This is a genomic window from Lysinibacillus sp. NPDC047702, from assembly GCF_050272555.1.
In the GTDB taxonomy this organism is placed as follows: Bacteria; Bacillota; Bacilli; order Bacillales_A; family Planococcaceae; genus Lysinibacillus.
This window is the reverse complement of the sequence record NZ_JBNNMG010000104.1, coordinates 1-11,443: the sequence shown is the minus strand read 5'-3', so window position 1 is coordinate 11,443 and position 11,443 is coordinate 1. Positions and strand designations below refer to the sequence as shown.

Genomic DNA, 11,443 nt, shown 5'->3' with positions numbered 1-11,443 from the left:
TTTTTTTATGAAAAAAATTTAAAACCGGTGAAATTTTACTGATCGTAAAATTTCACCGGCTTTTTAGTTTAGAGAAGGGTTTTGTCCCAGCCTCATAGTAACAAAGCTCGGAGGTGTAAGACTAAATCAGCTTACATTACTAGTAATATGAGAAGAACGTTATTTTTGTATAGTTAATTGCCTGAGAAATAAAATAAAAATTAACTAGAAATTACTTTAAATTTTCTAACAAGATAATCTTTCAAAATGGATATGCTAAAGTGCAATTTGAAATAACGTTATTTTTTTACTGCATGGATATAATGTATTGTTTCAAAGGCTGTTAGATAATCCTCACGTTTGTTGAAATAAAGATTTTGAATAGCTTTAGGTGATAAATGCTCATAAATTAGTAGATTTGACTTTTCTAAGCGCGTTTCCATTTCACTATAAGTGAAGCATGACTTCATAGGTTCACCACTAGCAGCAGCCATTTTTACCATATTGCTTACTCGATTGGAAATTCCCTCTTCTTGAAATAAGTTTTCATCTGCATAATCCATTACGATTGAGCTGCCTGAGGGCATATATGAAAGAATCTGAATTGAGGGGGAGATATTATGGTAATCAAATTTAATGTTAACGTGTATAAAAAGGGGAAGACGTTTAACTATTAAAGCGTTTTCCTCAATTTGAAAGGGGAAAATCGTTTGAATCAAGTTTTATTAATTATTGATGTCCAGCAAGTACTTTTAGATGGGAATCATGAAGAAAATGCTGTATTTCAGAAAGATCAGCTAATCTATAATATTAACCTTGTGATTGATAAAGCATTAGAAGCAAATATACCTATAATTTTTATCAGGGATCTTGACGTTGCTGAAGGCAATGGTCAAGGGTTCGAAATTCTTAGTGGTATCTTTGTATCTAGCCATGCAAAACTCTTCGATAAAATGGCTACCAATTGCTTCTACGGTACAAAGCTTCTAGAATACCTGCAATCCCTAAAGACGGAACATATTGTTGTGATGGGCTGCTCCACACAGCATTGTATTGATAGTGCAGTAAGAACAGCAACCGTTAATGGAATGGACGTTACCTTAGTCGGGGATGGACATTCAACAACTGACAGTGATGTTTTAAGGGCAGAGCAAATTATTAAACATCACAATAATACACTCCATGGTCATTACAATGTGGAGAATTTTTCAGTTGTTAGACAAGCAGAAGAAGACCTATTTCATCCTACACATAATTCTTATAGGTAAGTGAATCAACAGCAGCTACATTTTATGTGTTCAGTTTGTTGAGAGTTTTAAAAAATTCACAAGTGCTTGGGATTTTTGCCTTCCACAGAACAATTGTGGAGGGTTTTTATTATATTGAAGGAATATAACAATATACACTTTGTTTATTTCATAATGGATATATAAGGGGAAAATTAGCAATTATAATGAATAAAGGTTCAACACCAAAAGATGTGGTTGATATTTTTAATCGTAATAGTTATTGACTGGAGCGGAAGTCAACTATAAGTTATGATAAAGAGCCTAAATAGTAGAAAAAATAGTGTATACTGGTATATTAGACTAACAAATATTTAATTAGGATATGGAGGTGTTAATTTTTGATGGAATTCAGAGATAGGGTTGAAGTATCTTTTGTTTCTAACATATCACAATTTGAATATCTTATAGTAGAGATTCAAGAATTAGTTGAAAAATTTAACTTCAATCATCAACAGCTTTCTAAAATATTAGACTTATCTATAAATGAGTTGGAAAATTTATTGAATCATAAAGGAAATATCTCGAATGAACAACAAGAAAAAATTGAGAATAAATTGACTATGTTAAATTTCGGGTTTGAAAGTTTTGATGCAAAAGAAAGAGTAACTTTAATATTAAATGATTTGTTATCGGATTACAGGCTAACTACCGAAAGCCTATCAAAAATTATTAGTGTAGAAGAAAAGGAACTTATAGATTTCAGAAAAGCGCAATTAATTGATAGAAATGTAGAAATGAAGATATGTGTGAATGTCATCATGCTTCACTTTGTATTACATAATCAATAATTAATTTTAAGGCTAAGTATCATTTGATATGAGTCGGCATTCGAATATTCAAGCACCAGCATCATCGTTACTTTAGTCAGAAGAGATTGTGAAATTGTCTGTTAAAAGTAGAAAATAGGCTTCTAAAATTTGTTCACTATGATTTAGCAAAGATATTGCAATTTAAGTATATAAGATTTAATGCTAATAGAAAAAGGTGATTTTTGATGAATGTGCACATTAGAGCCTTATTAATGGGAGTAATTGTGGGTCTCTTCATCTATACGGTTGAAGACTTCAATTTGAATTTTATCTGGAAATTTTTATTGTTATTAGTCATTGTTACTATAATTAATACAGTAATAGATCGATTAATTGGTCATAAGAAAGAAGACATAATATAATAGGATAAAAAATTATTAGAGAAAAGAACAGATGACATTATTGAACTCCGAAACGTTAAGTATATTTTTTGAATAAAATTACAACTTTGTAGAATGGAAAGGGTATCTCTTTATAGAACAGTATTTATCGATGGCTAGTTGAGACGAGAGAGGTGAAGTGACAATGGGGCAAATTAAAATCTATGGTATTAAGGACAGTTTAAATCCTATTAAGGAAACGTTATCGAATATTATACATTCTTGTATGATGGATGCACTTGAGTTTCCTTCAGATAAGAAATTCCATCGCTTTTTTCCTATGGACAAAGAGGATTTTTATTTTGCAAGTGAAAGAACTGAATCATATATCATAATTGAGGTTAGTATGTTTGAAGGCCGAACGATAGAGACTAAAAAACAATTACTTAAATTATTATTTGAACGGATAAATAGCCAATTGAATATCCATCCTCAAGATGTTGAAATTACAATTTTTGAAACTCCAAGACATAATTGGGGAATAAGAGGATTACCAGGGGATGAGTTAGCACTGAATTATAAAGTAAAAGTTTGATGGGTAATCAATTAGTGACTGTTTTATTTAGCTTATTGAACTAAAGAGTGTATTAATTAATCCATCGACTTTATAAAGTGTAAAACGTTGTTAAGCCAACATTATTAAAGTATCTTGCTCTTATAAAAATTACAAGTAATTCAATCATGGAATGGATGAACCCTTAATCAGAGATTGATATTCTACAAGAGACAGTGATGTTTTAGGGCAAAACTGATTATTAAACATCTCAATAATAAACTCAGTAAATATAATTTTATTTGTTCAGAATTTGTTTAGGATGATGTGTTACGCTATCATTGTCAAGGTAAACAAACGAACACGCATAAAAAGGCCAGGTGATCACAGATTATTGTGCACCTGGTCTTTTACTATTCATCACAAAAAATCTTAGGGTCACCATTGCATATAATTAAATGATAAAATAGTTAAAAATAGCTAAATCAACAATGAATTGACCTGCTTTTTCTTGTATGCATTTAGATATGGAGGAGATATCCAGTGCTGAAAAATAGAAAAATAATCGTAACTGGCGCCGCTTCAGGGATCGGAAGAGAAATTGTTAAACATTGCTTACAGGAAGAGGCTTCAGTAATTGCGTGTGATATTAATGTACAAGCCTTATCTGATTTAAAAAAATCTATTAACAGTTTTGTTTTATATACATATCCATTAGATGTAAGTAAATATGAAGAGGTAGCTAATTTTTTTGCAATTGTAGAAGAAAAACATTCTGAAGTAGATAGTTTAGTGAATAATGCAGGTATTTATTTGGGTAAAAATATACTTGAATACAAGCCTGATGAGATTGATCAGGTGCTTAATATAAATATTAAAGGCAGCATTTATTTTTCACAAATGTTTGGACGGTTTAAACTGCAAAATAAACAGAAAGGCGTTATTGTAAATATGTCTTCAGTGTCTGGTCTAGAAGGTAGTTCGGATGCTATCTATGGGCTTTCAAAGGCTGCAATACTCGGTTTAACTAAAAGCAATGCAACAAATTTTGCGCCTTACATCAGGGTTAATGCTGTTGCTCCTACAATGGTTCAAACTCCGATGATGGATATAATTCCTGAATGGAGAAAAGAGGAGTATTTACAACAGCAGCTTATTCATACACCAGTAACACCTGAAAATGTTGCTGAAACAGTAATATTTTTACTATCAAATAAATCAAAGCATTATACAGGTGCAACCTTTGATATTAACAATGGAGGTTACTTAAGATAAAAGCCTCCAGACGCAATTACGCCAAGGTGAAATTGATTTTGAACTACTTACATTCATAAATTTCTAAGTGAAAGGAAAATGAAATGACGATATATATTGCATTACTTAGAGGTATTAACGTAGGAGGCCATAATAAAATTATAATGGCACAACTAAAAAGCTCTCTTGAACAACTTGCATTACAAAATATAAGAACATATATTCAAAGTGGAAATATCATTTTTGAATCAAATGAATCTGAGGAAGATTTGCAATCGAAAATTCAAGATAAAATTCATGAGGATTTTGAGATACTGACTACAGTTGTCATTCGAAATGCTGAAGAATTACTACAAATAGTGCGACAATGTCCTTTTCCAGAGCAGAAAATTACTGAGGCGAGCATTTCGTGCAAGGGGGAGTGCCTATATGTGGCATTACTGCCGACTTCACCTTCAAAGGCTAATAGTGAGAAATATTTATCTTATGCAAATACAAAGGAGCTTGCTGTAATACAGGGGAGAGATATCTATCTTTTATTCTATGACAGCATTCGAAATTCTAAAATTGGCAGCAAATTGGATATCTTAGGCATCCCAGCAACAGTTCGTAATTGGAAAACGCTCTCTAAGCTAATAAAGATGGTCGAAGAGTTCTACTAAAAAGTAGGTAAAGCTTATTTTTTAGAGAAAAATGGTGGTTTAAAGATGGCAATATATGAAAAGGCAGAAAACGTAAAGTGTCGTGAAGATTTAATTGATTATCATAAAACTTTTGAGACTTCCCACATTAAATAAAGGGCACTGAAAAAGTCGATTTGCCACAAAAATTGTGATGCAAATCGACTTTTTTAAGTTTTCAAATCTAACAAAAGACAAATTTCTAATATAAAAAAGTGAATTTTTTTAGTTTTTCAGTGCCCTCATTAAATAAGAGTATGTTTTGATTAATTTTTATTTCAAAACATGCTCTTTTGATTTTTAAAGTTTTTTTAAAGTTGACAAAGTCCACTTAATGAAATATAGTTGACAAAATCCACTAAAAAGGAGCCGATCAATGCACTTGGAAGATAACAATATCGTCGCAGATATTCGGAAATTTAATCGCTTTTATACAAAGCTGCTAAATTTATTAGATAGTCATGTACTAAATACCGATTACTCATTTACTGAGGCAAGGATTATTTTAGAAATAGGATTTTTGGAACAATGTATTGCAAATAATTTAGTCGAGAAGCTTGATATTGATCGAAGTTATATGAGTAGAATTATTGCCAAGCTAGGTAGAGATGGTGTCATTTGCAAAAAGGGTTCAACAGCGGATAGCAGAACAAGCCTTATAAGTTTAACACCTAAGGGGATTGATTTATTTATGCAGCTAAATAAAAAATCTGATGAGCAAATTGTGGAATTGTTTGATGGACTTTCTCAGAAGGAAATTAAAGAAATTCATTCTTCTATGATGTTGATCCAGCGAAAATTAGGGAAATTGGGGGATTATGAATGATACGCTTTGAAAATGATTACGCAGAAGGAGCCCATGTACATATACTAAAAAGAATTATGGAAACGAATGAAGAACAGTCCCCTGGATATGGAATGGATGACCATTGTGAAAAGGCAAGAACCTATATTAAAAAAGAGTGTGGTGTAGACAATGCTGATGTCCATTTTTTAGTTGGGGGAACTCAGGCAAATACTACGGTTATTGCTTCTATTTTACGACCCCATCAAGGTGTTGTTGCGGCGGAAACGGGTCATATAGCTGTTCATGAATCAGGGGCAATTGAAGCAACGGGCCATAAAGTGCTGACCATTCCGAGTGAAGATGGAAAAATTCAAGCAACACAAGTAAAAGAATTATTTGATGCTCATAGGACCGATGCTACACATGAGCATATGGTGCAGCCAGCTCTAGTTTATATTTCTCATCCTACAGAAAATGGAACGACATATAGTAAAAAGGAATTGGAAGAATTGAGTAAGGTTTGCTGTGAATGTGGTATACCGTTATTTATGGATGGTGCAAGATTAGGGTATGGATTGGTTTCCAAGGATAACGATTTAACCTTAGTGGATATTGCAAGGCTTTGTGATGTGTTTTATATTGGGGGTACAAAAATAGGCGCATTATTTGGAGAAGCGGTCGTTATTATAAACGAGGAATTGAAAAGGGATTTTCGATATTTAATCAAACAAAAAGGTGGATTATTGGCTAAAGGAAGATTATTAGGAATTCAATTTGAAACATTATTTGAAAATGGCTTATACTATGAGATTTCTAGTCATGCTGTAGCATTGGCAATGAAAATTCGAGAAGCATTTGTTGAAAATGGTTTTTCCCTGCGATATGATTCCAAAACAAATCAACAATTTCCAATTTTATCGAATGGAATACTTGCTAAATTAAGTGGAAAGTATGCCTTTTCAATGTGGGAACAAGTCGATGCCAACAACAGTGTTGTAAGATTTTGTACGAGCTGGGCGACAAAAAAAGAGAATGTTGACATGCTGATAGAGGATATCAAACAACTGAAAATCAACGGTTAAAAAACAATGCATCACCAAAGTTTCCTAAAAAGGGACTGTGGTGATGCAATTTCTTACTCTTTTATTGTTTCAGCAAACGTTTTTCTTCCAGGATTTATTTTATTAACATGGATAGACAATTTACTGATAGAATCTTTCGTCAATGGTATTTTCCCATCCTTTTCTAGGTTTTTCCACACTTTAACGTTTTTACGATAAAGATATTCTGATAAACGATAAATATCAGTGTCTATTTTTAAACCTTCCTCATAAGTCTCCATTACTTCTTTTTTTACTTGTTTAATGATGTCCTCTCTAATTTGGTGGGAGACCACTTTGCCTTTAAAACCATTTAATGTGGCATTTAGTTTAATTTCAATATCAAATGTCACCTGATTTTTGCTTTTAACTATTGGCTTTACTGAAACATTTAATTTATCTATATCCACTGTTAAGAAATCCCGCTCATCACTCTCTAATTTAAAGGTTACTTCGCCACGGTTCGTCTTATTATGCATCCATTGATTGCCTCTAGCTGCAGAATCTTTGATAAATCCTTTTAATCCATCTTTTGAAAGTACACCTACACCAGAGAAAGTTGTTTCTTGTTCGGATTTAATGGATGTTTCCCAATCTTTTTTTATGGTAACGTATGGTATGCTGACCTCATGATTAGGTTCATTTAATCCAATCATTATTTCACGTAAATTTTGTGGTAAGATAAATGATTCTTGTTCAGTAGTGTTTATGGGATTGCTTAATTTGGAAGAAGTAAGAGTTCCCTTTAAAATCGGTGTTATTAGAAGAATCTCTTTTATTGGGTCCTTTGTAGAGTAAACCCATATGTGATACCTTGTTTCTCTAAAACGTATAAAGGTATCCATAACAGGAATACTTCTTTCATTTTTTAATGCGTTTTCCGAAAAAATTAGGTATCTCATATGCCCCCAAAATATTTGTTGATCAGAAGCACGATACAATTTATAAATAGCTTCTTCAATTGTCCTTCCTTTTGCAAATCCAACCTCCGAGGGTGTAACGTCTGGATTTGGCTGTTCTGATTTTGCAACAGCATCTAAATTAAGAATTTGCATATAGACCTCATATTGATTATCTTTAAAATCGACGCCAATAGCATTAATGTAATACATTCTTTGTGGCTCTGTAACATCCCAGCAGCCAGATAGCAGAAGTGTAGACATAACCAGTAACGAAAGACTGGATAAAGAACGTTTATTCATTGATTTCCCTACTTTACGATAAAGAAGTTTTGTATTTAAGTTTTGACAAAAAAAGAACCAATTATAAGTAGCAATTTTACACAAAAATTATTATCTTTAATAGAGAGTGAATTATTAATGGTATAATTAGCTTAATATGGGTTAAAAGAAATTTTCCTTTTAAAATCGAGGATAACGATTCAATGAAGAAGTGAATGAATATAGAGTTTTAAAAATAAGCTTCATCCGCAGGGAGGGGAAAGAATGGAATTTATTATTGTAAGTGTGGTCATGATTCTTTTAGTAGGATTTTTAATCAACTTAAAGAAGGCAAAACGTAGTAATGTGAGTTCAAGAAGCCGCTCTAGTCATACTGGCACTGGTACAACAGATTATATTTCAATGGGTTCTGTATTTACTTTACAAGACAATGACAATCATAATAACCATTGTTCTGACAACACTTCTAATTACAGTGATTCATCAGATGGTGGTTCCTCATGTGATTAATAATCATTCGACATTGGAAAGTCTCTTTATTACTGTGAATAATTCTTAGAGCACAGTATGAGAAGATTAATTGATTCCTTGCTTAATTTGTTTTAATTGTTTAGATTTTGTATAGAACTATATGATATTCTAATGATGTCATGAATCAATGAAAAAATGACTAGGCATTCAATTCATTTTGAGCCTGGTCATTTTTTTGGGGCACTTAGGTATTAAAGCGTAGTGCAAAAATGTAGGGTTTCAACATTAACCGAAAGAAAATTATCGGTGTCCGAAAGGTTTATTTTCGGAAATCCACAATTGAATTTTCGGTCTAACTATTGATAGGCTAGAAATAACCCAAAGGTAAGAAAATATGAATAGAATTCATAGAATGAGCACTTGTTTTAAAGTAGAAATAGACTATAAATAAAAATAAAGGAGTACATATTATAAAATATCTAAAGTGCCTCAATTGAATCGATTCATGATGTAAAAACAATTATTAAAGACCAGTGTTCAAAAAATTTTGAACCTGGTCCTTTTTTTTGATAACTTTTACTCTTTTATTGTTTCAGCAAATGTTTTTCTACCTGGGTTAATTTTTTTGATATGAATATTAATTTTACTAATTGAATCCTCTGTTAATGGGATTTTTCCATTTTTCTCTAATTTTTTCCATACTTTCACGTTGTCTCTATAGAGTACTTCTGATAAACGATATATATCAGCGTCTAATTTTAGACCCTCTTTATACGTTTCTCGTATTTCTTTTATCATTTCTTTTTTTATTTTTTTTCTTAATTCATCAGTCGTTACTTTTGTTTTAAATCCATTGATTGTAGCGTTAATATTTATATGAAATTCAAATGAAACCTGTTGTTCATTTTTTACGATGGGTTTCACAATAATTTTAAGTTTATCAACACTAACAGTTAAATAATCCTCTTCATGATCTAATTTAATGGTAAGTTCTCCTTGTTTTGTCTCATCATGAGTCCACTGAAATCCTCTTGCTGAAACGTCTTCTATGCTTCCTTTAAAGCCATCTTTTGAAAGTATACCAATACCTGAAAAGAATGTATTTTCTGTGGCTTCCTTTGTTGTTACCCAATCTTTTTTTATTGTTACATAAGGAAGATTAATCTCATGGCTTGGTTCATTTAATCCAATAACTATGTCTCTCAAGTTTCTCGGCAATATAAATGTTTCATCTCTAGTCGGATTTATAGGATTACTTAATTTTGATACAGCATGCGAACCTTCTAATAGTGGCGTTGTGAGCAATATTTCATTCATGGGCTCTTTTGTACAATAGACCCAGATTTGGTACCGTGTATCTCTATAACGAATAAATGTATCAATTGCTGGAATACCACGTTCATCCTCTAAAGCACTTTCTGAGAAGACCATATATCTCATATGTCCCCAAAAAATCTTTTGGTCACTTGAATTATATAATTTGTAGATAGCCTCATCTACTGTCCTTCCTTTTGCATAACCTATCTCTGCTGCTACAATCTTAGGATTTGGACTTTCTGATTTCGCCACGTCATCAAAATTAATAAATTGTACATATACTTCATACAGATTATCCTTAAAATCAACACCGACGGCATTAATATAATACATCCTTTGAGGTTCATTGACATCCCAGCAACCTGATAACAAGAATGTACTAACTATGATGATGAAAAGGGTTAAAGGATGTTTATTCATATGTATCCTCCCAATGGTGTGTATCGAATCTGATCATGGTCTATTATTATGAACTTAAGGGGACAGATGGGGCTAATCATCGTTCATAGTAATGTAGCCTAATATCGTTTAGTATTGGCCTATTAATAGTAAGATAAACAAAAAATTCACTTCTAATTCTAGAAATGACAAACCGTTAAAATAACACATTGTTGAGCTCGGATTGTTAAGTTGGCACGATAAAGAAAAAGTTTTGATCTAACGTTTTTTCTCTCCAGAGAGGGCGCTTATTTTGAGAATTAAGGGATTGTATATGTATGAGATGATTGGAATTATGATGTGTTTTTAACATAAAATACCTATTAAATATGTAAGAGTGATGGAAAAAAAGGTATAATAGATCGAGATTTCACCTAATTTAAGTGAATTTTAAGAGGCGATTATTACCGTTTTTTTACGTTGGTTTATGGTCAAATTAAAAGAATATTTAAAAATGAATAGGGGGACATATCAAATGAGTCTAAGCATAACAACAACTTGCAGAGACCTAGCTGAGTTATTACCTGCTGCCCAAACAGCTTGCCGATTATTATTCCAAGAGTTTTTTAAAGCTGGAATTAAAAATATTTTCATTACGGAGACTTATCGCTCACAGGAACGACAAAATTATCTTTATGCACAAGGGCGTACACGGTCAGGTCAGATTGTAACATGGACTCTAGATAGTAACCATAGATCAAGGCGAGCTTGGGATATTGCTGTTGGTCCTCCTCATTCTTTATATGATGTAACGACACTTGCTCAAGTAGGTGCTGTTGCCAGAAAGCTGGGCATTACATGGGGTGGTGACTGGGTCGGAAGAGTTGACCGACCACACTTTGAAATTAGAGTAAATTGGAAGATACCAGCGGGCTATAAATTAGAAAACCAAGTCATTGTGCCAAATAGCTGTAAAACGAAAGTTAATGTAATTGTGGAAAACCAATCGAAGGGGGAAATAAAATTGATACAAACTTTATTTGTTATTACTTACTGCTCTAAGATTCATAGAGAAACTGAAGCAAAAATTTACCTAAAAAAAGCTGGGATTACCTTTAAAAATGTACTAATACGATAGGGGGAAAGTCCTAACAAGCTGTGACCTACTGTATCAATAGAGGCTGTTTATTTATCGGAAAAGTGGGATAAATGTATAAATTTGAAAATAAAGTAAGCCCGAAATACAAAAATAAGCGCACCTTATCGGTACGCATGACGAATGGCCAGCTATCTGAGTTTTTTTCAGATAGCTGGCTATTTTGAAC

The 11,443-nt window shown here is 32.4% G+C and carries 11 protein-coding genes and 1 pseudogene; 9 read left to right on the top strand and 3 right to left on the bottom strand.

The annotated features are described in order from the left end of the window. Nucleotides 1-278: 278 nt before the first annotated feature. Nucleotides 279-563: pseudogene (locus tag ACQKIM_RS27110) on the bottom strand (class I SAM-dependent methyltransferase); the annotation flags it as partial. A 126-nt stretch (nucleotides 564-689) separates the two neighbouring features. Here ACQKIM_RS27110 and ACQKIM_RS27105 point away from each other — a divergent pair. From ACQKIM_RS27105 to ACQKIM_RS27075, 7 genes are all read left to right on the top strand, one after another. Further along, nucleotides 690-1,247 carry an isochorismatase family protein gene (locus tag ACQKIM_RS27105; RefSeq protein ID WP_427549893.1) on the top strand — a complete coding sequence of 186 codons (558 nt, stop codon included), beginning with the start codon at nucleotides 690-692 and terminating at the stop codon, nucleotides 1,245-1,247. Nucleotides 1,248-1,609: 362 nt separating this feature from the next. Continuing rightward, nucleotides 1,610-2,056, top strand: a complete 447-nt coding sequence (locus ACQKIM_RS27100) for an HTH domain-containing protein (RefSeq protein WP_427549895.1) — start codon at nucleotides 1,610-1,612, stop codon at nucleotides 2,054-2,056. Nucleotides 2,057-2,602: 546 nt separating this feature from the next. Beyond that, complete coding sequence (locus tag ACQKIM_RS27095) at nucleotides 2,603-2,992, top strand: tautomerase family protein (RefSeq protein ID WP_427549890.1); 390 nt, start codon at nucleotides 2,603-2,605, stop codon at nucleotides 2,990-2,992. A 501-nt stretch (nucleotides 2,993-3,493) separates the two neighbouring features. After that, a complete protein-coding gene (locus ACQKIM_RS27090; protein WP_427549887.1) occupies nucleotides 3,494-4,225 on the top strand; it encodes an SDR family NAD(P)-dependent oxidoreductase in 732 nt (243 codons plus the stop codon). Nucleotides 4,226-4,308: 83 nt separating this feature from the next. Beyond that, on the top strand, nucleotides 4,309-4,866 hold the full coding sequence (locus ACQKIM_RS27085) for a DUF1697 domain-containing protein (RefSeq protein ID WP_427549885.1): 558 nt from the start codon (nucleotides 4,309-4,311) through the stop codon (nucleotides 4,864-4,866). Between the two features lie 394 nt (nucleotides 4,867-5,260). Next, a complete protein-coding gene (locus ACQKIM_RS27080; protein WP_427549884.1) occupies nucleotides 5,261-5,710 on the top strand; it encodes a MarR family winged helix-turn-helix transcriptional regulator in 450 nt (149 codons plus the stop codon). Then, the gene (locus ACQKIM_RS27075) at nucleotides 5,707-6,753 is read left to right on the top strand and encodes a threonine aldolase family protein (RefSeq protein WP_427549882.1); all 1,047 of its coding nucleotides are present in this window, start codon (nucleotides 5,707-5,709) and stop codon (nucleotides 6,751-6,753) included. The genes ACQKIM_RS27080 and ACQKIM_RS27075 overlap by 4 nt, the downstream gene beginning before the upstream one ends. A gap of 53 nt (nucleotides 6,754-6,806) precedes the next feature. Here ACQKIM_RS27075 and ACQKIM_RS27070 read toward each other — a convergent pair whose 3' ends face one another. After that, nucleotides 6,807-7,973 carry a Ger(x)C family spore germination protein gene (locus tag ACQKIM_RS27070; RefSeq protein ID WP_427549880.1) on the bottom strand — a complete coding sequence of 389 codons (1,167 nt, stop codon included), beginning with the start codon at nucleotides 7,971-7,973 and terminating at the stop codon, nucleotides 6,807-6,809. A gap of 243 nt (nucleotides 7,974-8,216) precedes the next feature. On the opposite strand from ACQKIM_RS27070, the gene ACQKIM_RS27065 reads away from it, so the two are divergent. Next, nucleotides 8,217-8,462 carry a hypothetical protein gene (locus ACQKIM_RS27065; protein ID WP_427549878.1) on the top strand — a complete coding sequence of 82 codons (246 nt, stop codon included), beginning with the start codon at nucleotides 8,217-8,219 and terminating at the stop codon, nucleotides 8,460-8,462. A 537-nt stretch (nucleotides 8,463-8,999) separates the two neighbouring features. Here the strand turns inward: ACQKIM_RS27065 and ACQKIM_RS27060 are convergent. Further along, nucleotides 9,000-10,160, bottom strand: coding sequence for a Ger(x)C family spore germination protein (locus ACQKIM_RS27060; protein WP_427549876.1), 1,161 nt, complete (start codon nucleotides 10,158-10,160; stop codon nucleotides 9,000-9,002). Nucleotides 10,161-10,653: 493 nt separating this feature from the next. Between ACQKIM_RS27060 and ACQKIM_RS27055 the strand changes: the two genes are divergently transcribed. Then, a complete protein-coding gene (locus tag ACQKIM_RS27055) occupies nucleotides 10,654-11,256 on the top strand; it encodes a M15 family metallopeptidase (RefSeq protein WP_427549874.1) in 603 nt (200 codons plus the stop codon). Nucleotides 11,257-11,443: the final 187 nt, after the last annotated feature.